The sequence below is a fragment of the Pseudomonas fitomaticsae genome, assembly GCF_021018765.1.
In the GTDB taxonomy this organism is placed as follows: domain Bacteria; phylum Pseudomonadota; class Gammaproteobacteria; order Pseudomonadales; family Pseudomonadaceae; genus Aquipseudomonas; species Aquipseudomonas fitomaticsae.
The window spans coordinates 1,358,576-1,382,547 of the sequence record NZ_CP075567.1 but is presented as its reverse complement, the minus strand read 5'-3'; the positions used below and the strand labels follow the sequence as shown (position 1 = coordinate 1,382,547).

Below are 23,972 nucleotides of genomic sequence, written 5' to 3'. Positions count from 1 at the left end.
GCATCACTGTGGCTTTCCTGAAAAACCGCGGCGCCTGCATCGCTGGCAAGCCAGCTCCCACATTTAAGTCTCCACCCGGCCCGCCCCGCTCGCCCTGCGCCCCATGCCCCGCTATACTTCCCGGCTTTTCCTGAATAAATGCCAATAGGGTCCCGCCGCGCATGGATAAGACCTACCAGCCGCACGCCATTGAAACTTCCTGGTACAACACCTGGGAGTCCGAGAACTACTTCGCCCCGCAAGGCGCGGGCGACTCCTACACCATCATGATCCCGCCGCCGAACGTCACCGGCAGCCTGCACATGGGTCACGGTTTCAACAACGCGATCATGGACGCCCTGATCCGTTTCCGTCGCATGCAGGGTCGCAACACCCTGTGGCAGCCGGGCACCGACCACGCCGGTATCGCCACGCAGATGCTGGTGGAGCGTCAACTGGAAGCCCAGGGCCAGAACCGCCACGATCTGGGCCGCGAAAAATTCCTCGAGAAAGTCTGGGAATGGAAGGATCAGTCCGGCGGCAACATCAGCCGGCAGATCCGCCGTCTCGGCTCGTCCGTGGACTGGAGCCGCGAGCGCTTCACCATGGACGACGGCCTCTCGGAAGCCGTTAAGGAAGCCTTCGTGCGCCTGCACGAAGACGGTCTGATCTATCGCGGCAAGCGCTTGGTCAACTGGGACACCAAGCTGCACACGGCGATTTCCGACCTCGAAGTGGAAAACCACGACGAGAAAGGTTTCCTGTGGAACCTGAAGTACCCGCTGGCCGACGGCGCGAAAACCGCTGAAGGCAACGATTTCCTGATCGTCGCGACCACCCGTCCGGAAACCATGCTCGGCGACTCCGCCGTCGCGGTGAACCCGAACGACGAGCGCTACAAAGCCCTGATCGGCAAGTTTGTCGAGCTGCCGCTGGTCGGCCGCCGCATCCCGATCATCGCCGACGATTACTGCGATCCTGAATTCGGCACCGGCTGCGTGAAAATCACCCCGGCCCACGATTTCAACGACTACGAAGTCGGCAAGCGCCACAACCTGCCGCTGCTGAACATCTTCGACAAGAACGCCAACGTGCTGCCGGCAGCGCAGGTGTTCAACCTCGACGGCACGCTGAACGACAGCATCGACGGCAAGATTCCGGCCGAGTACGCCGGTCTCGAGCGTTTCGAAGCGCGCAAGCAGATCGTTGCCGCGTTCGACGCGGCCGGCCTGCTGGTCAGCGTCGACGACCACAACCTGAAAGTGCCGAAAGGCGACCGCTCCGGCACCGTCATCGAGCCGTGGCTGACCGACCAGTGGTACGTGTCCACCAAGCCGCTGGCCGAGCCTGCGATTGCTGCCGTTGAAGACGGCCGTATCCAGTTCGTGCCGAAGCAGTACGAAAACATGTACTTCTCGTGGATGCGCGACATCCAGGACTGGTGCATCAGCCGTCAGCTGTGGTGGGGCCACCGGATTCCGGCCTGGTACGACGAGTCGGGCAAGGTCTACGTCGGTCGCGACGAAGCCGAAGTGCGCGCCAAGCACAACTTGGGTGCCGACGTTGCGCTGCAACAGGACAACGACGTTCTCGACACCTGGTTCAGTTCGGGCCTGTGGACCTTCTCCACCCTGGGCTGGCCGGAAAAGACCGAGTTCCTGAAGAAATTCCACTCCACCGACGTGCTGGTCACCGGTTTCGACATCATTTTCTTCTGGGTTGCCCGGATGATCATGCTGACGATGCACCTGATCAAGAACGAGGACGGCACGCCGCAGGTTCCGTTCAAGACCGTTTACGTGCACGGTCTGGTGCGTGATGGCCAGGGCCAGAAGATGTCCAAGTCCAAGGGCAACGTCCTGGACCCGCTGGACATCATCGACGGCATCGAGCTCGAAACCCTGGTGCAGAAACGCACTTCCGGTCTGATGCAGCCGAAACTGGCGAAGAAGATCGAGAAGCAGACCCGCGACGAGTTCGCCGACGGCATCGCCAGCTACGGCACCGACGCCCTGCGCTTCACCTTCTGCTCGCTGGCGTCCACCGGTCGCGACATCAAGTTCGACATGGGCCGCGTCGAAGGCTATCGCAACTTCTGCAACAAGATCTGGAACGCCGCGCGTTATGTTCTGGACAAGGGCGAAGACTGCGGCCAGAACGGCGAAGCCTACGAGCTGTCGCTGGCGGATCGCTGGATCATCTCGCAGCTGCAACGCACCGAAGCCGAAGTGACCCGCCAACTGGACCAGTTCCGTTTCGACCTGGCGGCGCAAGCGCTGTACGAGTTCATCTGGAACCAGTACTGCGACTGGTACCTGGAATTGTCCAAGCCAGTGCTGTGGGACGAAAACGCGCCGGTCGAGCGTCAGCGCGGCACTCGCCGCACGCTGGTGCGCGTACTGGAAGTGGCGCTGCGTCTGGCGCATCCGTTCATGCCGTTCATCACTGAAGAAATCTGGCAGCGCATCGCGCCGCTGGCCGGCATTCAGGGCAAGACGATCATGCTGCAAGCGTGGCCGGTGGCCAACGAAGAGCGCATCGATCCGGCGGCCGAAGACGACATCGAATGGCTCAAGGGCCTGATGCTCGGCACGCGTAACATCCGTGGCGAAATGAACATCGGCCCGGGCAAACCGCTGCCGATCTACCTGAAAAACGTCACCGCTGAAGACCAGCGCCGCCTGACCGAGAACGAAGCGCTGCTGAAGAAGCTGGCGCGTCTGGAATCGATCACCGTACTGGCGGCCGGCGAAGAAGCTCCGCTGTCCGCCACCGCACTGGTTGGCGAGATGGAAGTGCTGGTGCCGATGGCTGGCCTGATCGACAAGAACGCCGAGCTGGCGCGTCTGGACAAGGAAATCCTGCGTCTGCAGGGCGAAGTCCAGCGCGTTGGCGGCAAGCTGTCCAACGCCGGTTTCGTTGACAAGGCCCCGGCCGAAGTCATCGAGAAGGAACGCGCCAAACTGGCCGAAGCCGAACAGGCGCTGGCCAAGCTGGCCGAGCAGCACGCGCGGATTGCCAGTCTGTAACGGCAAATCGCACTGAAAAAGGGAGGCCCGCAACGGCCTCCCTTTTTTGTGCCCGGCACTTTTCCGGCCAACAACACGGCTCCCTGTGGGACAATGGCCGCCACTTTCAGCCCTACCCGAATCGACCACGCCCATGAACGCCCCACGTACACCGAAACCTGCGCGCAAGAAGCCTGACTCCGCCACCCCGGCCAAACCCGTGGAGCCGCGTAAAGAAGCCAGCCTGCACCCGCGCAATCGCCATCAGGGTCGTTACGACTTCCCGGCGCTGATCAAGACCACGCCGGAACTGGCGAAATTCGTGATCACCAACCCGTACGGCAAGGAAAGCATCGATTTCGCCAGTCCCGATGCGGTGCGTGTGTTCAACCGGGCGCTGCTCAAGTCCTTCTACGGCATCCAGCATTGGGACATCCCGGCCGATTATCTGTGCCCGCCGGTGCCGGGCCGCGCTGACTACATCCATTTCCTGGCTGACCTGCTGGCCAGCAACAACGACGGCGTGGTTCCGCGCGGCGCCATCGTCAATGTGCTGGATATCGGCATGGGCGCCAACTGCGTGTATCCGCTGATCGGCAACAGCGAATATCGCTGGCACTTCCTGGGCTCGGAGATCGATCCGACCGCCGTAGCCGCCGCCAAGGCCATCGTCCAGTCCAACGACCTGAACAAGGTCATCCAGCTGCGCCAGCAGGAAAACCGCAAGCACATCCTGATCGGTCTGCTGGAGCCTGGCGAGCGCTTTGACCTGACCATGTGCAACCCGCCGTTCCACGCGTCGATGGAAGAGGCCACCAAGGGCAGCGAGCGCAAATGGCGAGCCCTGGGCAAGGCCGACCCGAAGCGCAAACTGCCGGTGCTGAACTTCGGCGGTCAGTCGGCCGAGCTGTGGTGTGAAGGCGGCGAAGCGCGTTTCGTGACGCAACTGATCGCCGAAAGTGCGAACTTTGCGCACAAGGTGTTGTGGTTCAGCACCCTGGTCTCGAAAGCCTCGAACCTGCCCGCCATCGAAACTGCACTTAAGAAGGCCGGCGCACTGGAAAGCCAGGTGGTGGAAATGTCCCAGGGGCAGAAGCAGAGCCGCTTCGTCGCCTGGACCTTCCAGACCAAGTCCGAGCAGCAGATCTGGCGGCGCGAGCGCTGGGTGCGCAAGTAACACGTTTCAACCGGGGCGGCGCTTGAGCGAAAAGCAGCCGCCGCTACTGCTGAAACACAAACAGCAGGCACAAAAAAAACCGTGCCCGGATCACTCCGGTGCACGGTTTTTTTTATCGCTGCGTCTTACTTGTTCACAGCGTCGGTCAGGCCTTTGGCCACAACCAGCTTGATCACTTTCTTGGCAGGGATTTCGATGGCAGCGCCAGTCGATGGGTTACGGCCAGTGCGGGCAGGACGCTCGGTCACTTTCAGCTTGCCGATACCTGGCAAAGTGATTTCGGCACCGTTTTCCAGCTGATCGGCAACGATTTGGCCCAGTTGGTCCAGAGCGGCACGCGCGGTGGTTTTCGGCGCGTCGATAGCTTCGGCGATGTCGGCGATCAGTTGGTCTTTAGTAAGAGCCATGTAGTGTTCCTTCCCTATCAAATTCATATGGATTGCAGAGTGCAGTGTCAGCCATCGAGCCCGATCTTCTGGATCTGGCACCCTCGGCGATAACCACGACGAGTCGGGGTTATAGATGCCGAAATCAAGGTTTGGTTCGACCTGACAAAAGCTGAATGCATGCTTGTCGCGGTGACTTCGCACAAGACCGGGCAAAACTAGCACAGAGACAAGGAAATATCCGCCTCTAGCTAGCCAAATGGTCAGGTTTATTGCGCTAAATCGGTAAATAAATGCATAAGGACCGTCGGGTGACCCGGATTTGCCCTTCACCCCGCGCCAAATCCAGTGGTTGCGGTACACTGAGCGCTTTTTCGGGGGAGCCCGCCCTCCTCCCTTCCACCAGCCGAGAAGCCTATGCCGATCCGTCATTGCATCGTCCATTTGATCGACAAAAAACCCGACGGCACACCCGCAGTCCTGCACGCCCGTGACTCCGAACTGGCTGAGTCCGCCGCCATCGAGAACATGCTCGCCGATCTCAACGAGAGCTATAACGCCAAACAGGGCAAAGCCTGGGGGTTGTTCCATCCGGAGTCCGGCGCGTTCCCGTTCAGCGGCTGGCTGAAGGAATACATGGAAGGCGGCAAGGACTTCACCGCGTTCAGCAAGGTCGCGGTCGAGCACCTGCAAAAGCTGATGGAAGAGTCGAACCTGTCGGTCGGCGGCCACGTGCTGTTCGCCCATTATCAGCAAGGCATGACCGATTACCTGGCCATCGCCCTGCTGCACCACAGCGAAGGCGTGGCCGTGACCGACCAACTGGACGTGACCCCGTCGCGTCACCTGGACCTCGGTCAACTGCACCTGGCGGCGCGGATCAACGTTTCCGAGTGGCAGAACAACAAGCAGTCCAAGCAGTACATCTCGTTCATCAAAGGCAAGAACGGCAAAAAGGTTTCGGAGTACTTCCGCGACTTCATCGGCTGCCAGGAAGGGGTCGACGGCCCGGGCGAGACCCGCACCCTGCTCAAGGCCTTCAGCGACTTCGTCGAGAGCGAAGACCTGCCGGAAGATTCCGCCCGCGAAAAGACCAAGACCCTGGTCGACTACGCCAGCAGCCAGGCCAAGCTCGGCGAGCCCATGGGCCTGGAAGAACTCTCGGAGCTGATCGACGAAGAACGCCCGAAAGCCTTCTACGATCACATCCGCAACAAGGATTACGGCCTGTCGCCGGAAATCCCGGCGGATAAGCGCACGCTCAACCAGTTCCGCCGCTTCACCGGTCGCGCCGAAGGCCTGTCGATCAGCTTCGAAGCGCACCTGCTGGGCTCGAAGATCGAATACGACGAAGAGGCCGGAACGCTGGTCATCAAGGGCCTGCCGACCTCGCTCACCGATCAGTTGAAGCGTCGCAACTGATGCTCGGCAATGTGCTGAAAAAGGTTCTGCTGGTTCTGCTGGTGGTCGTGGTCTATCAGAACTGGGGCAAGATCGAGCGGGTGTTCAACCCGTCGCAGATGGCGTCCGAGCAGGTCCGCGCCAACGCCCATGTCGTGCTGTACGCCACGGACTGGTGCGGCTACTGCAAGCAGACCAAGCGTTTTCTCGATCAGAAAGGCATTGCGTTCAAGGAATTCGATATCGAGAAGGACGCCGAGGCACGCAAGGCGTATGAAGCGCTGGGCGGACGCGGGATTCCGCTGATCGACGTCAATGGCACGTTGATTCGAGGGTTTGATCCGGACGAGATTCTCGCTGCACTGAAATGAAAGAGGGAGCCAATCGGCTCCCTCAGTTGTTTCAGCGCTTCTCGATTCGGAAACCGAAACGCGGGAAATGCACATGCACCAACCCGCCACGTTCGTCTTCACGGCGCAGGATCAGCTCCTCGCGACCGGCAAATACCAGTTCGCCGGCGACCGGATCAACGCCGTAGTCTGTCGCTGCAATCAGCACCTGCTGACCTGCCACGAACCCGTTCGGATCAGTGAACGCTTCGTCCGGCAACGCCGCCGGCGTCGAGTTGCGCGCGATCTCCAGGGCTTCCTCCGAGCTCATCTCGCTGGCCGCGCCATGGCCAAAACCGAGCACACGCCCCAGCCACGCCGACACCGCCGGATAAGCATCCACCAAGGGCGCCGTCACGTGCGTGGCCTTGAGGAACCACAGCGGATGCGCCATGGCGAAGTCGGCAACCGACGGCTCGCCGAACAGGAAGTCACCGTCTTCACGCTGCAACTGTTGCTCCAGACGCGCCATGAGGGTCGGCCAGTTGTGTTTGGCCTGCTCGGCCGACAGCCTGGTCGCGCTGCCACCACTGAACAGTCCGGCCCGATCGGCGAGGAAGGCCTTGATCGCTTCCGGCGGCAGCTTGCCGAAACGCACCGCAACCGATTCCGGCTGGAACACCAGGCTCACCGCATGCTGGAACACCACCGAATCGGCCCAGGCGGCGAAACTGGCGGCGATCATTTCCTGACCTTCCGGGAAGAACGAAGGCTGGGCCTTTTCCTGCTCGAGGCGACGGGCGATCAGTGCAGTGTCGCAGTAGATGTCGGCGCCGATCTGCAGCACTGGAGTCTTGCGGTAGCCACCGGTCAGGGCGGTCAGATCCGGTTTCGGCATCACAGGTGAAATGTGCACCGAGCGCCAGGACAAGCCCTTGAAACCTAACAGTAGCCGGGCCTTTTCGGCGAATGGAGAGGTCGGGTAATGATGCAGAATCAACTCGGACATGCTCGGCTCCGCCGCACAGAAAGTGAGCCAGCAGCTTAGCGCGCAATTCGTTCGCAGCCTACGGATCCGGCTGATGGGAACTGATCAGTCAGGATGATAAGGCACTAAAAAACCGCCTCAGCCAAGGCTGAGACGGCTTCCCACATCAATGACCCTACATCAGGTCATCGAAGTGATCTCGCAGGAACTCGTAAAAGCGAAACGCTTTGAACGACCTCCATACGAGGCTCAGAGTACGTAGCAAAAGCTTCATACATTTTGGCCTCCGGTTGGGGGCCAAACCTCCAGCGTGCTTACCGGACCACGTACGCCTTCGGAATACACGCCAGTATATTCAGTGAGGCGGCCGACCAAGATCCCTCCGCACAATCATTCCGGCACGGGAGCAACCCCGTGTCAGAGGGCGTGAAATCGTTTCGCCGATCGACCAGACCTCAGTAGCTGCACTGGCATGCGAGCAAACGGATAGTAATCAGGTTTTTGCAGCGCCGTTTAAACAAATGGATCCAGAACAGCTTTTTTCGAAAGCGATGTTTCAAAGCTTGCTCGGTGGCACAAAGGCGAATAATCTTCAGCCACGCCAGTGTATTCAGTGAGATGCACCAAGCTCGGCCGCAAACCGATGCTTGCCGAAAAAACCGCCCCGCAAAGGCGGTTTTTTTTCGTCTGTCATTTGTCAGAACGCGCAGCTTCGACGTACAGACATTTCTAACGTTCGCACCTGATCAATCAGGCCGATAAGACGCCACCAGACACTCCTTCGCACTCTTCCTGAGCTTCTTGATCAACCGCTCCTGACGCAACGCATCACTTTTGTCGCGACAACGCTCGGTGTAGACCAGCGCCATCGCCGGGCTTGAGAGAAAGAACCGTGCGCCTTTGCCGCTCTGGTGCTTGGCGAAACGGCGCACGGGATCATCGCTGATCCCGCAGTAAAGCGAACCGTTGGCGGCGCGTACGAGGTAGACGAACCAGGACTTGCTCACTGGAACGTCGGCATCGGGAGGATTTTCGCTGAGGCTGGTCACGGGACAATTCAGGCGTAAGGAAAACAGGTCGCGATCTTATCAGCGACTCGCCTGAAATGCCTTCAGCCCTTTCAGCGCCTGGGCGCGGACGGCGTTGCGCACCAGTGGCGTCCAGCCCAGTAGCAGACCTTTGAAACCCAGTGCCTGGCGCGACCAGCGCCACAGGTCGAAGTGGTCGTGGTGTTCACAGATCTTGCCGTCACGGAAAACGAAGCGCGCCTGGATGTCGTTGATCACGACATTGCCGGTCTGGCTGAACAGGTAGGTCGCCACCCAGTGGGCGCCGCCGCTGCGCTCGTCGGCGCGGACATTGTCGAAGGTCAGGGAGAAGTCCTTGGCGCGCGTGGTGAGCATGCGCCACATGTCGCCGGCATCGCGGCCGCGCAGCTCGCCGAATGCAGGATCGCTGAACACCACGTCATCGGTGTAGCAGGCGGCCATGGCCTCGGCGTCGAGGCGCTGGAAAGCCTGGTAGAAACGGGTGATCAGGGCGCTGTGGGCTTCTTCACTCATGGGCAATCTCCAGGAAAGGTACAGATTGCCAGCACGATAATCCGCAAATGCCCGAAACACTATCGGCATTCGCATTCCGAATACCGACAGTGTGTGCACATCAGACCTTTTCGCTGACCACCTGCACGTACAGCGCACGTCCGGCACCGAGGCCGGCAAGGATTGCCCCGGCACCGATGATGCCGAAGATCCAGCCCACGGCGTTCCAGCCGCCGGTCCAGTCGTGCACCACGCCAACCGCGAACGGCCCCATGGACGCGAGGGTGTAGCCGAAGCCCTGGGACATGCTCGACAGGTTCGCCGCCACGTGGGAATCCCGCGAGCGAAGCACGATCAGGGTCAGCGCCAGGCTGAACGTACCGCCCTGCCCCAGGCCCAGCAGGATCGCCCAGCCCCACAGGCCGTCGATCGGCGCGTACAGACAACCGAACAGGCCGCCGAGGGTCAGCGCCATCACCACCACGATCGCCAGCCGCTGATCCTTGCCGCGCGTGGCCAGCCACGGCGCCGCCAGAGAGCTGGCGAGTTGGATGATCACCGAACCGGACAGCACCAGCCCGGCCTGGGTCGGCGTCAGCCCGCGACCGATAAGGATCGACGGCAACCAGCCGAACACGATGTAGGCCAGCGACGATTGCAGGCCCATGTACAAGGTCACCTGCCAGGCCAGCGGATCACGCAACAGACCACGCACTCGATACGCGACATTGTGCGCGCCGTGCTTCTGGCCGATTTGCGGCAGCCAGAACACTGCCGCCACCAGCGCCGGAATCACCCAGAAACCCAGGCCCATGGCCCAGCTGTGGTCGAAGTGCTCGCTCAGCGGCACGCTGGAGCCCGCCGCCATCGCCGCGCCCAGGCACAGGGCCATGGTGTAGACGCCGGTCATGGTGCCGGCATGTTTGGCGAAGTCGCGCTTGACGATGCCCGGCAGCAACACGCCGATGATGCCGATGCTCGCGCCGCCCAGCACGCTGCCGGCGAACAGACCGATTTCACCGAAGTTACTGCGCAGGATAATGCCGCCGGCCAGTGTCAGAAGAATCCCCAGCACCACCCGCTCGGCACCGAAACGCCGCGCGAGCACTGGTGCCAGTGGAGCAAACAGACCGAGGCAAAGGACTGGCAACGTCGTCAGCAATCCCGCCTGAGCAGCTGACAAACCAAGGCTTTTCGACACGTCACTGAGCAGCGGCGCCATGCTCGACAGCGCCGGGCGCAGGTTCAACGCCACCAGAATCAACCCCAGCAGCAACAGCCACGGGCGCCGCACCAGCGGATGGCTTTGCTGCACCTGCTCGTCATCGGCTTCGGCGTCGATCAACAACTCTTCGAGCTCGGCCTTGCGCACGAGTGCTGTGGAGGCTTCTGGGCGGGACATGGTTTTCTCGGTTTCAAGGTTCATTGATCAACTGCCTCGACAGGGCTTTGGCCCGCTCCGGATCGCGCTGCTCGACGGCCTCAAGCAAGGCGACGTGCAAATCGAAGACTTCCTGTCGACGGGGGACGATGTTCAGGGTCTGGCGCAATTGCGCGCCGACGATGCTGGAAAAATAGCGATACAGCTCGCTGAGGGTCGGGTTGTGCGCGGCGTCCACCAGACGGCGGTGGAACACCAGATCGCAACGGATGTAACTGTCGAGGTCGCCGTGATAGTGGCTGCCGGCGACACCCAGCGCCTCGCGCAACGCGACGAGATCTTCATCGGTCCGGCGCAAGGCCGCCAGGCCGATGGCCTCGACTTCAAGGATGTGCCGGGTTTCCCGGGCCTGATCCAGCGAGCACTTGGACAGCGCCTTGAGCGTGTCCATCGGATCGACCACCGCCCGCAAGTAACTGCCGTCACCCTGACGGATCTCGATCAACCCGGAAAACGCCAGCACCCGCATCGCCTCGCGCACGGTGTTGCGGCTGATGCCGAGTTCGGCGCACAGCTCGGGCTCGGTCGGCAAACGCTGACCGACCTGCCACGTGCCGTCGGTGATGCGCTGACGCAATTGATCCAGGGCCTGATCGACCAGGGATCGCTTAATAAGTGGAGAAATGTCTGACATAGAATTCGCCCTTTCATCCAATCATGGGATGAATTTTCTGACATGTTAGTCAGCTCCGTGTAGGACGGCAACCACCTAGGTTGATTGGGAGGTAAATGGAGCGGGATTTTCGATTGGTCAAAATTACCCTTTAAGGGTAATTTCAGGGACAGGGTTTTGGTTTCTTATGGAAAAGAACACACCCCATTACGACTTGGTGGTGATCAAGGCGGATGTCAGGCGACTCGGTTGGAAAGCATTCACGCACACGGCGAGAAAGACGGGGACTGCACTCGAACTGAGTCTCGCAGAAATGCAGGAAATCGTTCTCAAACTGCAGCGCGGCATGCTGTACAAGTCGATGACGACTTATGACGACCATCGTATTTGGCAAGACGTCTATCACATCCAATCACATGGTTTGGAGATTTACATCAAGGTGTCCTATCACTACGACAGGCGCCCACCCGTGATCTCCTTCAAGGAGAACAATTCATGAACACGCAGCAGTGTTTCAGTTGCGGCGCCCCGGAAGGCATGGTGCATTTCAAAGGTCGCGGCGAAACCTTGAGCGCCAAGGGAATGGAGCGTCGCATCGACGACATGTCGGGCTGGGAGTGCCAGAAGTGCGGCGAGGTCGAATTGGATGATGAGTGCGGGCAGCGCTATTCGGATGCATGCGATGAACTCGTTCTCGCCTGTAGAAAAATGATAGGTAACGAAATGAAAAGGATCCGCCGCAAACTGCATCTGACGCAAAAGGAAACGGTGCAATTGCTTTCAGGAGGCGGGCACAACGCATTTTCACGATACGAACGCGGCGAGGTACTTCCGCCTAAAGCATTGATGCTACTCATGCGTCTGCTGGATCGTTATCCACACTTGCTTGCCGATGCGAGAAACCTGGCCGAAGGGGCTGATTTGAGAGGGGCTTTCAAGTTCACCGAGCACAAAGAACAAGAAGCTCTCACCACCTCCTGACCCACAAAAAACAAACCCGGCACAAGGCCGGGTTTGTTTTACCCATCTGATATCAATGCAGAATCTGACTCAGGAACAGCTTCGTCCGATCATTCTGCGGATTGTCGAAGAAGTCGTTCGGTGCCGCCTGTTCAACGATTTCGCCCTTGTCCATGAAGATCACGCGGTTGGCCACGGTGCGGGCGAAGCCCATCTCGTGGGTTACGCAGAGCATGGTCATGCCGTCTTCGGCCAGGCCGATCATGGTGTCGAGTACTTCTTTCACCATCTCCGGGTCGAGTGCCGAAGTCGGTTCGTCGAACAGCATGATTTTCGGTTTCATGCACAGCGCGCGGGCGATCGCCACACGCTGTTGCTGACCGCCGGACAGCTGCCCCGGGTACTTGTGCGCCTGCTCCGGAATGCGTACGCGTTCCAAGTAATGCATGGCGATTTCCTCGGCCTTGCGCTTGGGCATCTTGCGTACCCACATCGGCGCCAGGGTGCAGTTCTGCAGGATGGTCAGGTGCGGGAACAGGTTGAAGTGCTGGAACACCATGCCGACTTCACGGCGGATCGCTTCGATCTGCTTGAGGTCGTTGGTCAGCTCCACGCCATCGACCACGATGCGGCCCTGCTGGTGCTCTTCCAGACGGTTGAGGCAGCGGATGGTCGTGGACTTGCCGGAACCCGACGGGCCGCACAGCACGATACGTTCGCCCTGACGCACGTTGAGGTTGATATCTTTCAGCACGTGGAACTGGCCGTACCACTTGTTCACGCCCTGCATCTGAATGATGCCTTCAGGGCCCACTGGCTTTTTGATTGCTTCGCTCATCGAAAAAACTCCTAACGCTTGTGGCCAGTGTCGAGCTTGCGTTCCAGATGCATGGAATAGCGCGACATACCAAAACAGAAAATCCAGAACACCAGGGCGGCGAACACGTAGCCTTCGGTGGCCATGCCCAGCCATTTCGGATCGGCAGCGGCTTGCTTGACGCTGTTGAGCAGGTCAAAGAGGCCGATGATGATCACCAGGCTGGTGTCCTTGAACAGCGCGATGAAAGTGTTGACGATGCCGGGAATCACCAGCTTCAGGGCTTGCGGCAGAATCACCAGGCCCATGGCGCGCCAGTAACCGAGGCCCATCGCGGCCGCGGCTTCGTACTGACCTTTGGGGATCGCTTGCAGACCGCCGCGCACCACTTCGGCGACGTACGCCGACTGGAACAGGATCACGCCGATCAGCGCCCGCAGCAGCTTGTCGAAGTTCATGCCTTCGGGCAGGAACAGCGGCAGCATCACCGAGGACATGAACAGCACCGTGATCAACGGCACGCCGCGCCAGAACTCGATGAAGGTCACGCAGACCACACGGATCGCCGGCATGTTCGAGCGTCGGCCCAGCGCCAGGACAATCCCCAGCGGCAACGCACCGGCGATGCCGACAGTGGCGATCACCAGGGTCAGCATCAGACCGCCCCACTGGCTGGTCGCCACGGTGTCGAGGCCGAAGACGCCACCATGCAGCAGGCACCAGGCAACGATCGGGTAAACCACCAGGAAGCTCAGGCCGTACACCGCCTTGTGCGCCACGCGCTTGATGAACAGCGGCGCCACGCCGATGACCGCCAGCCACACGGTCAGGTCGACGCGCCAGCGCAGTTCCGGCGGGTAGTAGCCGTACATGAACTGGCCGAAACGCTGCTGGATGAAGACCCAGCAGGCGCCGTCCTTGGTGCAGTCGGCGCGGGTGGTGCCGACCCAGTTGGCATCGAGGATCGCCCAGCTGAGGATCGGCGGTACCACCAGGTAGATCAGGTAGAACGCAAACAGGGTCAGCAGGGTGTTGAGCCAGCTGGAGAACATGTTCGCGCGGATCCACGCCATCGGGCCGAAGACCTTGGCCGGCGGTGGCATGTCGGGTTTGAAAGTATGAGTACTCATGCGCTATTCCTTACCGCTCGATCAGCGCGATGCGCTTGTTGTACCAGTTCATCAGCAGGGAAATGCTGATACTGATCGCCAGGTACACGCTCATGGTGATGGCAATGACTTCGATCGCCTGACCGGTCTGGTTCAGCACGGTGCCGGCGAACAGCGAAACCATCTCCGGATAACCGATACCGGCCGCCAGCGAGGAGTTCTTCGCCAGGTTCAGGTATTGGCTGGTCAGCGGCGGGATGATGACCCGCAGCGCTTGCGGAATGATCACCTTGCGCAGGGTCGGGCCGTTGCGCAGCCCGAGCGAATGCGCCGCCTCGGTCTGGCCGTGGCTGACCGACTTGATGCCCGAACGCACGATCTCGGCGATGAACGCGGCGGTGTACACCGTCAGCGCCAGCGTCAAGGCCAGCAGTTCCGGAATCAGCACCCAGCCACCGACGAAGTTGAAGCCTTGCAGCTTCGGCATTTCCCAGTGCACAGGTGCACCGAAGATCAGCGCGCACACCGCCGGGATCACCAGAAACAGCGCCAGGCCGGCCCAGAACTTGTGGAACGGCTCGCCGGTTGCCTCAAAGCGCTTGTTGGCCCAGCGGCTCATCAGCACGATGGCGACAATGGCCACCACGATGCTGACCACGAACGCCCAGAAACCGTCGGCCATTTGCGCGGCCGGCATGTTCAGGCCACGGCTGCTGACGAAGAAGGTATCGCCGAAGTTGTGGCTGTTGCGCGGCCCCGGCATGGTCAGGAACACCGCGAAGTACCAGAACAGGATCTGCAGCAGTGGCGGGATGTTGCGGAACACCTCCACGTACACCGTTGCCAGTTTGGCAATGATCCAGTTCTTCGACAGGCGCGCCACGCCGACGATGAAGCCGAGGATCGTGGCCAGGATCACACCGATGAAAGTCACCAGCAGCGTGTTGAGCAGGCCGATGACAAACACCCGGGCATAGCTGTCCGCTTCGGTGTAGGAGATCAGGTGTTGAGCGATGCCGAACCCGGCACTGCGCTCCAGAAAGTCGAACCCCGAAGTGATACCCCGGTGTTGCAGGTTGGTCTGGGTGTTATCGAACAGATACCAGCCCAGGGAGACCACCGCCACGATGGTGATGATCTGAAATACCCACGCACGCACTCGTGGATCGCTGAGGCTGAGCCTCTGCTTTGGTGCGCCGATTGAATTTTGCATGAAGTGCCCCGGAAATAATGGAACAGAACGTCACCCGGCAGTTGGCCTGCCGGGTGACAGAACCATCAGCGCACTGGTGGTGCGTATTGAATGCCGCCGTTGTTCCACAGCGCGTTCAGGCCGCGGTCGATTTCCAGCGGAGTGCTCTTGCCGAGGTTTTTCTCGAAGATTTCGCCGTAGTTGCCGACTTGCTTGACGATCTGTACGACCCAGTCCTTCGGCAGTTTCAGGTCTTTGCCGTATTCGCCGTCTGCACCGAGCATACGAGCGACATCCGGGTTCTTGGTCGCTTTGGCTTCCGCTTCGACGTTCTTCGAAGAGATGCCTGCTTCTTCGGTGTTCAGCAGCGCGTAGCCAACCCAACGCACGATGGCCAGCCACTCGTCGTCGCCGTTACGCACGACCGGGCCCAGTGGTTCCTTGGAAATGGTTTCCGGCAGAACTACATAATCCTTCGGCGAAGCCAGCTTGCTGCGCTGGGCGAACAGCTGGGACTTGTCGGAGGTCAGCACGTCGCAACGACCGGATTCCAGCGACTTGGCGCTTTCATCGGAGGTGTCGAAAGTGATCGGGGTGTATTTCAGACCGTTGCCGCGGAAGTAGTCGGAAACGTTCAGCTCGGTGGTGGTACCGGCCTGGATGCAGATGGTTGCGCCGTCCAGCTCTTTGGCACTCTTCACGCCCAGCTTGTTGTTTACCAGGAAGCCGATGCCGTCGTAATAGGTAATGAAGCCCGGGAATTTCAGACCCATGCCCGCGTCACGGGAACTGGTCATGGTGGTGTTGCGCGACAGAATGTCGATCTCGCCGGACTGCAGAGCGGTGAAGCGCTCCTTGGCGTTCAACTGACTGAACTTGACCTTGGTCGCATCGCCGAACACGGCAGCGGCCACGGCGCGGCAGACGTCAGCATCGATACCCACGATCTTGCCGGTGGAATCCGGAACCGAGAAGCCCGGCAAGCCATCGCTGACGCCGCACTGCACGAATCCTTTCTTCTTCACTGCATCCAGGGTTGCACCCGCCTGAGCGAACCCGCTGACACCCAGTACTGCAGCAGCAGTCACGATCGCCAGAGTGGATTTCAACATCTTCATTCAAACCTCCAGTTTTGCTCTTGTTGTGTCGGAGCTTGAGTCCAGTCGCACCCTTTTGAGGCGTTGTTGACCCGTGTTGGCTTTTTTGGGGGTCAACCGACGCAGGACCTTCGCTATGAGTCTAGTAGGAGAAAATCCACATCATGGACAACTCACTTCTCACCAGTCGGCCGAACGGGCGGTAGCCCTTTCACGTTCGCTAAGCCCGTTGCGGCCATTGGCGAACATCCATCACCGGATTCTTTGCTATCCCGTCGCCAGGCGTTCACTGATAGTGTTACCGCCAGGCGCGAGATCGATTGCACGACTACCTCATAGCAAAGCCCGTACCACACCGGCAGCTGAAGCGATTGAGTGACAGGTCAATAGCAAAACTTGCACCCTTGCGACATCTTCTTAACGGATCAACCGGGCGCGCACGCAAATCACGCACTCAATGAGAGCGCCCGCACACAATTGGAGCAGCCATGACCGAGCCCTTGATTCTTCAGCCTGTTAAGCCCGCAGACGCCTGCGTGATCTGGCTGCACGGCCTCGGCGCCGACCGCTACGACTTTCTGCCGGTGGCCGAAGCGCTTCAGGAAAGCCTGCTGAGCACGCGTTTCGTCCTGCCCCAGGCACCGACCCGTCCGGTGACGATAAATGGCGGATATGCCATGCCGAGCTGGTACGACATCAAAGCCATGAGCCCGGCACGGGCGATCGACCGCGACGAGCTGGAAGCCTCCGCCGACCGCATCATCGAATTGATCGAAGAACAGCGAAGCAGCGGAATAGACGCCTCGCGAATTTTCCTCGCCGGTTTTTCCCAGGGCGGCGCCGTGGTCTATCACACCGCATTTCTGAAATGGCAGGGGCCGTTGGGCGGGGTGCTGGCATTATCGACATACGCGCCGACGTTCAGCGATGAACTGGAGTTGTCCGCCAGCCAGCAGCGGATTCCGGTGCTGTCGCTGCACGGCCAGTTCGACAACGTGGTGCAGAACTCGATGGGACGCACGGCTTATGAGTATCTCAAGGCCCATGGTGTCACCGTGACATGGCAGGAATACCCAATGGAGCACGAAGTGTTACCCGAAGAAATTCGCGACATCGGCACATGGTTGAGCGAACGCCTGCGCTGACAATTGCGACAGGGGTCGCCCTTTGATCATCCCACTACGCCGCGCCCGTTTCTTGCATTACACTGGCCGGCGTACATTCCTTAACCAATTGATGAGATGACCGTGCTCAAAGCACTCAAGAAAATGTTCGGTAAAAGCGAGGCTGAGCAGCTCGCGCCAGTCCCCACTGCGCCGTCGCACGCCCCCGGTCATCGCAGCGATGCCAGCCAGGCCGACCGCCAGACGCCCGTTACCACGCCCAAACGCGAACCGAAACCCGCTCCAGCTGCCGCGCCCGCCACCGAGCCGGCCCGCAGCGAAGCACCGAAACCGGCCAGACCACGTCGCGAACCCAAGCCCAAGGCGCCGGTGATTCCCTGGAAACTCGAAGACTTTGTCGTCGAGCCGCAGGAAGGCAAGACCCGCTTCCACGATTTCAAGCTCGCCCCGGAACTGATGCACGCCATCCACGACCTGGGTTTCCCGTATTGCACGCCGATCCAGGCCCAGGTGCTGGGTTATACCCTCGCCGGCAAAGACGCCATCGGCCGCGCCCAGACCGGCACCGGCAAGACCGCCGCGTTCCTGATCTCGATCATCACCCAGCTGCTGCAGACCCCGCCGCCGAAAGAACGCTACATGGGCGAGCCACGGGCGCTGATCATCGCGCCGACCCGCGAGCTGGTGGTGCAGATCGCCAAGGACGCCGCCGACCTGACCAAGTACACCGGCCTCAACGTCATGACGTTCGTTGGCGGGATGGACTTCGACAAGCAGCTCAAGCACCTCGAAGCGCGCCATTGCGACATCCTCGTCGCAACCCCGGGCCGCCTGCTCGACTTCAACCAGCGCGGCGACGTGCACCTGGACATGGTCGAAGTGATGGTGCTGGACGAAGCCGACCGCATGCTCGACATGGGCTTCATCCCGCAGGTTCGTCAGATCATTCGCCAGACCCCGCCGAAAAGCGAGCGCCAGACCCTGCTGTTCTCCGCGACCTTCACCGATGACGTGATGAACCTCGCCAAGCAGTGGACCACCGATCCTGCGATCGTCGAAATCGAAGTCACCAACGTGGCCAACGAAAACGTCGAACAGCACATCTACGCGGTGGCCGGGGCCGACAAATACAAACTGCTCTTCAACCTGGTCAACGACAACGGCTGGGAGCGTGTCATCGTGTTTGCCAACCGCAAGGACGAAGTGCGTCGCATCGAAGAACGCCTGGTGCGTGACGGCATCAACGCCGCGCAGCTGTCCGGCGACGTGCCGCAGCACAAGCGGATCAAGACGCTCGAAGGCTTCCGCGAAGGCAAGATCCGGGTGCTGGTCGCCACCGACGTCGCCGGTCGCGGTATCCACATCGACGGCATCAGCCACGTGATCAACTTCACCCTGCCGGAAGTCCCGGACGACTACGTGCACCGCATCGGCCGTACCGGTCGTGCTGGCGCCGACGGCGTGTCGATCAGCTTCGCCGGTGAAGACGACTCCTATCAGTTGCCGTCCATCGAAGAAAAACTCGGTCGCAAGATCAGTTGCGAAACGCCGCCGACCCATCTGTTGCGGGCGGTTGAGCGCAAGCGTCCACAGTAAGCGACGCCATAAAGAGAAGCGCAGCCGGCAACGGACTGCGCTTTTTTTTCGCCCGGATATTGTTCAACAAAACTAAAAGTCCATAATGGACAAATTAGTTTAGAAACAATCTCCGGAGTCCGACATGTCCACTACGCCTTACGTGATCGACCAAACCCAGGCCCGCGAGCTGTTGGCCCGGATCGATGTACCGCAGATCCTGCGCAAGCTGTTCCGCGACCTGGCGGCCGGACATGCGGTGCAACCGGCGCAGCAACTGGTGGAATTCCCGCAGGGTGCCGGGGACTTCATCAACTATCTGGGCGTGCTGGCCGAAGACGGCGTGTACGGGGTTAAAACCTCGCCTTATATCGTTCGCGAACAAGGCCCGCTGGTAACAGCGTGGACACTGCTGATGTCGATGCAGACCGGCCAGCCGCTGCTGCTCTGCGATGCCGGCGAACTGACCACCGCCCGAACCGCTGCGACCACCGCCGTCGCGGTCGATGCCCTCGCCCCGTTGAAGGCCGCGCATCTGGCAATCATCGGCAGCGGCAAGGTCGCCCAGGCGCACCTGCATTACGTCAAAACCTTACGCGACTGGCAGAGCATCAGTGTGTACTCGCCCACCTTGAGCGAAGACCCGGCAACCGCCAGCCTGCTGCAAAACCTCGACCCGCGCGTGAACATTGCCGACAGCCGCGAAGCTGCCATCGCCGAAGCCGATGTGATCATGCTCTGCACCTCGTCCGCCGGCCCCGTGATCGACCCGGCAACCCTGAGCAAACCGGCGCTGATCACCTCGATCAGCACCAACGCACCACGCGCCCACGAAGTGCCGCCACAAAGCCTCAACGACATGCAGGTGTTCTGCGACTATCGTCTGACCACCCCGGGCTCGGCCGGCGAGATGCTGATCGCCCGCGAACGACATGGCTGGGACACCAGCGCGATCATCGGTGACCTGGCGGATCTGTTGAGCGAAAAAGTGCAGCGCCCCGATTACAACCGTCACGTGTTTTTCCGCTCCATCGGTCTGGGCCTGGAAGACATCGCCCTGGCCAACGCCGTCTATCAATTGCAGTGCTGACACCGGAGATTTTCATGAGTCATGCAGATTTCATCATCATCGGCGGCGGGATTGCCGGCGCTTCCACCGGTTTCTGGCTGTCGCAGCACGGCAAGGTTGTGGTGCTGGAGCGCGAGTCGCACCCGGCCTATCACTCGACCGGGCGCTCGGCTGCGCTGTTCACTGCTGCTTATGGCACTGCGCAGGTCCGGGCGCTGACCCAGGCCAGCCGCGAATTCTTCGACCATCCGCCCAGCGGTTTCTGCGAGCACCCGCTGCTGACTCCACGCGGCGAAATGACCGTGGATTTCACCGGCGACGCCGCCGAGCTGAACAATCAATACCTCAGCGCCAAGGCCACGGTGCCGGAGATGCAATTGCTCAGCGCGGATGAAGCCTGCGCCCGACTGCCGATCCTGCGCCGGGAGAAAGTCCATGGCGCGATCTACGATCCGACCGCCAGCGACATCGACACCGACGCCCTGCATCAGGGTTACCTGCGCGGTATCCGTCGCAACAACGGCCAGGTGCAGACCGATTGCGAAGTGCTCGGACTGAGCCGCGACGCCGACGGCATCTGGCAAGTCCAGACCAACGGCCAGACCTTCAGCGCGCCCGTCGTGATCAACGCAGCAGGCGCCTGGGCCGACAGGATCGGTGCCCTGGCTGGCGCCCGGCCGCTGGGTCTGCAACCGAAACGCCGCGCCGCGTTCATTTTCGCTGGCCCTGAAGGCGTGGATATTCACCACTGGCCGATGCTGGTCAGCCTCGACGAATCGTTCTACATGAAGCCCGACGCCGGTATGTTCCTCGGCTCACCGGCCAATGCCGACCCGGTCGAACCCCACGACGTGCAGCCGGAAGAACTGGACATCGCCATGGGCATCTACCAGATCGAGGAAGCGACGACCCTGACCATCCGCCGCCCGACCCGCACCTGGGCCGGTCTGCGCAGTTTCGTCGCCGACGGTGATTTGCTGTCCGGGTTCGATCCGCAGGTGCCGGGGCTGTTCTGGGTCGCGGCCCAGGGCGGCTACGGCATCCAGACCTCACCCGCCATGGGCATGGCCAGCGCAGCGCTGGTGCGCGGTGAATCGTTGCCGGAACACCTCAAGCAGTTCGGCCTGACCGCCGCCATGCTCGCCCCTGCCCGCCTGGCCTGACCGTCCACCCGGATGACGCGCCCGACGGATTGCGGCACACTCGCAACGCCCCCGGATCACGGGGGCGTTGACGTTGCCTGGAGCTCCACAGTTATGACCGCCCCCGAACACACGCCCGAGCTGCATGACGCCGCGCTGGACAACTACCACGCCATCGCCGACGCCATCGCCACGCTGTTCTTTCCCCATGCCGAAGTGGTGCTGCATGATCTGCGCACGCAGAAGGTCGACTACATCGCCAACAACCTGTCGAAACGGGTGATCGGCGATGAATCGTCGCTGGAAGACATGCTCAGCGACGACGTCAGCGAACGGAACATCGGCCCGTACGAAAAGCTCAATTGGGACGGCCAGAAGATTCGCAGCCTGAGCACCGTGCTGCGCGACAGCGAAGGTCATCCGCTGGCGGTGCTGTGCATCAACCTGAATATTTCGCTGTTCGAGAATGCCAAGGCTGCGCTGGACCTGTTCCTCTCGCCGAGCAAACTGATCCCGCAACCGGACTCGCTGTTTCGCGATGACTGGCAGGAGCGCATCAACACTTTCCTGCACGCCTGGCTACGGGAACGGCAACTGAGCCTGAACCTGCTGACCCGCGATCACAAACGCGAACTGGTGCTGGCGCTGCACGCCGAAGGGGCGTTCAAGGGCAAGAGCGCCTCGAACTATGTGGCCAATGTGCTGAACATGGGGCGGGCGACGGTGTACAAGCATTTGAAGGAATTGAAGGGCTGAAAGCGTGCAGCCTGCGATGGCAGGCTGCACATTTTGAAACTCAGTCGCCGTAGATGTCCGACTTGAAGTACTTCTCGGAAATCTTCTGGTATTCGCCACTGGCGCGAATGCCGTCGATGGCAGTGTTCAACTGGCTGACCAGTTCGGTGTTGCCCTTGCGCACCGCAATCCCGGCGCCCTCGCCCACGTATTTCGGATCCTTCAGCTCAGGCCCGACAAACGCGTAACCCTTGCCGCGCGGCATCGACAGGAAGTCGGTCAGCGGGATGGTGTCGGCGAAGATCGCATCGAGACGCCCGGCCGCCAGGTCCATGTAGATTTCTTCGTTGTTGCCGTAACGCTTGACGTTGATGCCCTTGGGCTCGAACACCTCGGTGGCATAACGGTCGGTGGTGGTCGCACGCTGCACGCCGACGGTCTTGCCCTTGAGGCTGGCGTACTGATCATCCACCGTGGCGCCTTCCTTCATTACCAGCCGCGACGAGGTGAAATAGTACTTGCGGGTGAAGTCCACCGACTTCTTGCGGTCTTCGTTGATGGTCATGGACGACAGCGCCATGTCGATTTTCTTCACTTTAAGGGAAGGAATCAGACCGTCGAACTCGCCCTCGACCCACACACACTTGACCTGCATCTGCGCGCACAGGGCATTGCCGATGTCGTAGTCGAAACCGACGATTTCACCCTTGTCGGTCTTCGAGGCGAAAGGCGGATACGCTGCTTCGATACCGATGCGCAGGGTTTTCTCGGCGGCGAACGCGCTGCTGCACGCCAACAGGCTCAGTGCCAGACCGGTGATGAGGGGGAATTTCTTCATGTTCGTTCTCTCGCGGGTTGTTGTTGGTTTGGCAAGACAGAAGAAAAAGCTGAAACGGGGCAAAGACCTTTTTTGTACTTGTAAATCCATACTGGACTTTTACGTACAAACCGTCAATTGGACAAACGCCATCGGCGTCAGCCGATGGTCGGGAGTCGAGGGGGATTGATCGGGGAGAGGAATTACTTTTTCCAGCGATCCGCCGCCGCATGATCGCTGTCACGGCCTTCGACCCAGCGCGGGCCGTCGCTGGTGTTCTCTTTCTTCCAGAACGGCGCGCGGGTTTTCAGGTAATCCATGACGAAGGCGCAGGCGTCGAATGCTGCCTGGCGATGGGCACTGGCGGCGGCGACAAACACGATCGGCTCACCCGGTTCCAGCGCGCCGATGCGGTGCAGCACTTCCAGCTTCAACAGCGGCCAACGCTGCTCGGCCTCAACAGCAATCTTGCCGAGGGCCTTTTCGGTCATGCCCGGATAGTGTTCGAGAAACATCCCGGCGACATCCAGCCCATCGTTGAAGTCACGCACGTAGCCGACAAAACTCACCACCGCGCCGACGCCGACATTGGCCGCGTGCATCGCGTTGACTTCAGCGCCCGGATCGAACGGTTCGCACTGCACCCGAATGCCCATGGCTCAGCCTCCGGTCACAGTGGGGAAAAACGCCACTTCGTCGCCATCGACCACCGGCTCGTCGAGCTGGCAGAGGTCTTCGTTGCGCGCGCACATCAGGTTCTGCTCGCTGAGCACCTCGGCGCCGTCACGCTGCGCCAGCAACGCGCGAACGTCATCGACGGTGGCGAAATCACCCTCGACCTTCACCGAATCCACGCCCAGCGCTTCGCGGTAACGGGCGAAAAACTTCACGGTCAGGTTCATGGCTGCTCCGCCTGGAAATGCCCGCTCTTGCCGCCAACCTTCTCCAGCAGGCGCACGCTTTCGATGGTCATGCCTCGGTCCACGGCCTTGCACATGTCGTAGATGGTCAGGGCGGCAACGCTGGCGGCGGTCAGTGCTTCCATCTCGACGCCGGTCTGCCCGGACAGTTTGCAGCGAGCCACAATGCGTACCGTGTCATCGCCTTCGGCACTGAGCTCGACCTTGACGCCGGTCAGCATCAACGGATGGCACAGGGGAATCAGGTCACTGGTTTTCTTCGCCGCCTGAATGCCGGCAATGCGCGCCACGGCGAACACGTCGCCCTTGGGATGGCCGCCGCTGACGATCATCTGCAGGGTGTCGGGCAACATGCGCACCAGCGCTTGGGCCGTCGCCTCACGGAACGTCACGGCTTTTTCGGTGACGTCGACCATGTTGGCGCGACCTTGGGAATCGAGATGAGTCAGCACGGGATTACTCCTGATCAGGAGCGTCGATTGTAAACCTGGGGGTCAGAATTGCGCACATAAAAAACCGGGCGACGTTGCAGTCGCCCGGTTCGATTTGACG

Annotated in this window: 25 protein-coding genes; 11 read left to right on the top strand and 14 right to left on the bottom strand. The window is 60.7% G+C overall.

Translation table 11 applies throughout. The annotated features are described in order from the left end of the window. Window positions 1–161: 161 nt before the first annotated feature. Window positions 162–3,008, top strand: coding sequence for a valine--tRNA ligase (locus tag KJY40_RS06085; RefSeq protein WP_230735603.1), 2,847 nt, complete (start codon window positions 162–164; stop codon window positions 3,006–3,008). 133 nt (window positions 3,009–3,141) lie between these two features. Further along, window positions 3,142–4,164 (top strand): 23S rRNA (adenine(1618)-N(6))-methyltransferase RlmF, encoded by a 1,023-nt coding sequence (gene rlmF / locus KJY40_RS06080; protein ID WP_007957358.1) that lies wholly within the window; start codon window positions 3,142–3,144, stop codon window positions 4,162–4,164. Between the two features lie 125 nt (window positions 4,165–4,289). Here rlmF and KJY40_RS06075 read toward each other — a convergent pair whose 3' ends face one another. Continuing rightward, window positions 4,290–4,571: an HU family DNA-binding protein gene (locus KJY40_RS06075; protein ID WP_007957357.1), complete on the bottom strand. Its 282-nt coding sequence runs from the start codon at window positions 4,569–4,571 to the stop codon at window positions 4,290–4,292. 396 nt (window positions 4,572–4,967) lie between these two features. Between KJY40_RS06075 and yejK the strand changes: the two genes are divergently transcribed. Further along, on the top strand, window positions 4,968–5,972 hold the full coding sequence (gene yejK / locus KJY40_RS06070) for a nucleoid-associated protein YejK (RefSeq protein ID WP_007957356.1): 1,005 nt from the start codon (window positions 4,968–4,970) through the stop codon (window positions 5,970–5,972). Next, window positions 5,972–6,322 carry a glutaredoxin family protein gene (locus KJY40_RS06065; protein ID WP_230735601.1) on the top strand — a complete coding sequence of 117 codons (351 nt, stop codon included), beginning with the start codon at window positions 5,972–5,974 and terminating at the stop codon, window positions 6,320–6,322. Before yejK ends, KJY40_RS06065 begins: the two co-directional genes overlap by 1 nt. A 31-nt stretch (window positions 6,323–6,353) precedes the next feature. Here the strand turns inward: KJY40_RS06065 and KJY40_RS06060 are convergent, their stop codons facing one another. The 5 genes from KJY40_RS06060 to KJY40_RS06040 form a co-directional block, all read right to left on the bottom strand. After that, entirely contained in the window at window positions 6,354–7,289 is a 936-nt protein-coding gene (locus tag KJY40_RS06060) for a glutathione S-transferase family protein (RefSeq protein WP_230735599.1), read from the bottom strand. Window positions 7,290–8,014: 725 nt separating this feature from the next. Beyond that, the gene (locus KJY40_RS06055) at window positions 8,015–8,317 is read right to left on the bottom strand and encodes a GIY-YIG nuclease family protein (RefSeq protein ID WP_230735598.1); all 303 of its coding nucleotides are present in this window, start codon (window positions 8,315–8,317) and stop codon (window positions 8,015–8,017) included. A 39-nt stretch (window positions 8,318–8,356) separates the two neighbouring features. Beyond that, window positions 8,357–8,830, bottom strand: a complete 474-nt coding sequence (locus tag KJY40_RS06050; RefSeq protein WP_064593559.1) for a nuclear transport factor 2 family protein — start codon at window positions 8,828–8,830, stop codon at window positions 8,357–8,359. A 100-nt stretch (window positions 8,831–8,930) separates the two neighbouring features. Next, entirely contained in the window at window positions 8,931–10,235 is a 1,305-nt protein-coding gene (locus KJY40_RS06045; RefSeq protein ID WP_230735596.1) for a CynX/NimT family MFS transporter, read from the bottom strand. Further along, window positions 10,225–10,884 carry a FadR/GntR family transcriptional regulator gene (locus tag KJY40_RS06040; protein WP_007957343.1) on the bottom strand — a complete coding sequence of 220 codons (660 nt, stop codon included), beginning with the start codon at window positions 10,882–10,884 and terminating at the stop codon, window positions 10,225–10,227. The genes KJY40_RS06045 and KJY40_RS06040 overlap by 11 nt, the downstream gene beginning before the upstream one ends. Window positions 10,885–11,050: 166 nt before the next feature. Between KJY40_RS06040 and KJY40_RS06035 the strand changes: the two genes are divergently transcribed. Beyond that, on the top strand, window positions 11,051–11,362 hold the full coding sequence (locus tag KJY40_RS06035) for a type II toxin-antitoxin system MqsR family toxin (protein WP_230735594.1): 312 nt from the start codon (window positions 11,051–11,053) through the stop codon (window positions 11,360–11,362). Next, window positions 11,359–11,844, top strand: coding sequence for a type II TA system antitoxin MqsA family protein (locus tag KJY40_RS06030; RefSeq protein WP_230735592.1), 486 nt, complete (start codon window positions 11,359–11,361; stop codon window positions 11,842–11,844). Before KJY40_RS06035 ends, KJY40_RS06030 begins: the two co-directional genes overlap by 4 nt. Window positions 11,845–11,896: 52 nt before the next feature. On the opposite strand, the gene KJY40_RS06025 is transcribed toward KJY40_RS06030, so the two are convergent. The 4 genes from KJY40_RS06025 to KJY40_RS06010 all read right to left on the bottom strand — a co-directional run bounded on the left by KJY40_RS06025 (window position 11,897) and on the right by KJY40_RS06010 (window position 16,059). Continuing rightward, a complete protein-coding gene (locus KJY40_RS06025) occupies window positions 11,897–12,661 on the bottom strand; it encodes an amino acid ABC transporter ATP-binding protein (protein ID WP_007957337.1) in 765 nt (254 codons plus the stop codon). An 11-nt stretch (window positions 12,662–12,672) separates the two neighbouring features. Beyond that, window positions 12,673–13,770 carry an amino acid ABC transporter permease gene (locus tag KJY40_RS06020; protein ID WP_064382444.1) on the bottom strand — a complete coding sequence of 366 codons (1,098 nt, stop codon included), beginning with the start codon at window positions 13,768–13,770 and terminating at the stop codon, window positions 12,673–12,675. A 10-nt stretch (window positions 13,771–13,780) separates the two neighbouring features. Continuing rightward, window positions 13,781–14,962 carry an amino acid ABC transporter permease gene (locus tag KJY40_RS06015; RefSeq protein WP_085608150.1) on the bottom strand — a complete coding sequence of 394 codons (1,182 nt, stop codon included), beginning with the start codon at window positions 14,960–14,962 and terminating at the stop codon, window positions 13,781–13,783. 65 nt (window positions 14,963–15,027) lie between these two features. Further along, window positions 15,028–16,059 carry an amino acid ABC transporter substrate-binding protein gene (locus KJY40_RS06010; RefSeq protein WP_007957332.1) on the bottom strand — a complete coding sequence of 344 codons (1,032 nt, stop codon included), beginning with the start codon at window positions 16,057–16,059 and terminating at the stop codon, window positions 15,028–15,030. A 467-nt stretch (window positions 16,060–16,526) separates the two neighbouring features. Between KJY40_RS06010 and KJY40_RS06005 the strand changes: the two genes are divergently transcribed. The 5 genes from KJY40_RS06005 (at window position 16,527) to KJY40_RS05985 (ending at window position 21,704) form a co-directional block, all read left to right on the top strand. Next, window positions 16,527–17,183, top strand: a complete 657-nt coding sequence (locus KJY40_RS06005; RefSeq protein WP_085690612.1) for an alpha/beta hydrolase — start codon at window positions 16,527–16,529, stop codon at window positions 17,181–17,183. Between the two features lie 96 nt (window positions 17,184–17,279). Next, window positions 17,280–18,758: an ATP-dependent RNA helicase RhlB gene (gene rhlB, locus KJY40_RS06000; RefSeq protein ID WP_230735590.1), complete on the top strand. Its 1,479-nt coding sequence runs from the start codon at window positions 17,280–17,282 to the stop codon at window positions 18,756–18,758. A 124-nt stretch (window positions 18,759–18,882) separates the two neighbouring features. After that, the gene (locus KJY40_RS05995; RefSeq protein ID WP_230735588.1) at window positions 18,883–19,827 is read left to right on the top strand and encodes an ornithine cyclodeaminase family protein; all 945 of its coding nucleotides are present in this window, start codon (window positions 18,883–18,885) and stop codon (window positions 19,825–19,827) included. Between the two features lie 14 nt (window positions 19,828–19,841). Next, window positions 19,842–20,969 (top strand): NAD(P)/FAD-dependent oxidoreductase, encoded by a 1,128-nt coding sequence (locus KJY40_RS05990; protein ID WP_230735586.1) that lies wholly within the window; start codon window positions 19,842–19,844, stop codon window positions 20,967–20,969. 93 nt (window positions 20,970–21,062) lie between these two features. Next, complete coding sequence (locus KJY40_RS05985) at window positions 21,063–21,704, top strand: helix-turn-helix transcriptional regulator (protein ID WP_007957327.1); 642 nt, start codon at window positions 21,063–21,065, stop codon at window positions 21,702–21,704. Between the two features lie 40 nt (window positions 21,705–21,744). Here the strand turns inward: KJY40_RS05985 and KJY40_RS05980 are convergent, their stop codons facing one another. The 4 genes from KJY40_RS05980 to moaC all read right to left on the bottom strand — a co-directional run bounded on the left by KJY40_RS05980 (window position 21,745) and on the right by moaC (window position 23,872). After that, on the bottom strand, window positions 21,745–22,521 hold the full coding sequence (locus KJY40_RS05980) for an ABC transporter substrate-binding protein (RefSeq protein WP_230735584.1): 777 nt from the start codon (window positions 22,519–22,521) through the stop codon (window positions 21,745–21,747). A 182-nt stretch (window positions 22,522–22,703) separates the two neighbouring features. Beyond that, entirely contained in the window at window positions 22,704–23,156 is a 453-nt protein-coding gene (gene moaE / locus KJY40_RS05975) for a molybdopterin synthase catalytic subunit MoaE (protein ID WP_230735582.1), read from the bottom strand. A gap of 3 nt (window positions 23,157–23,159) precedes the next feature. Then, window positions 23,160–23,402, bottom strand: coding sequence for a MoaD/ThiS family protein (locus KJY40_RS05970; RefSeq protein ID WP_016985014.1), 243 nt, complete (start codon window positions 23,400–23,402; stop codon window positions 23,160–23,162). Continuing rightward, window positions 23,399–23,872: a cyclic pyranopterin monophosphate synthase MoaC gene (gene moaC, locus KJY40_RS05965; RefSeq protein ID WP_064382454.1), complete on the bottom strand. Its 474-nt coding sequence runs from the start codon at window positions 23,870–23,872 to the stop codon at window positions 23,399–23,401. Before moaC ends, KJY40_RS05970 begins: the two co-directional genes overlap by 4 nt. Window positions 23,873–23,972 lie beyond the last annotated feature (100 nt).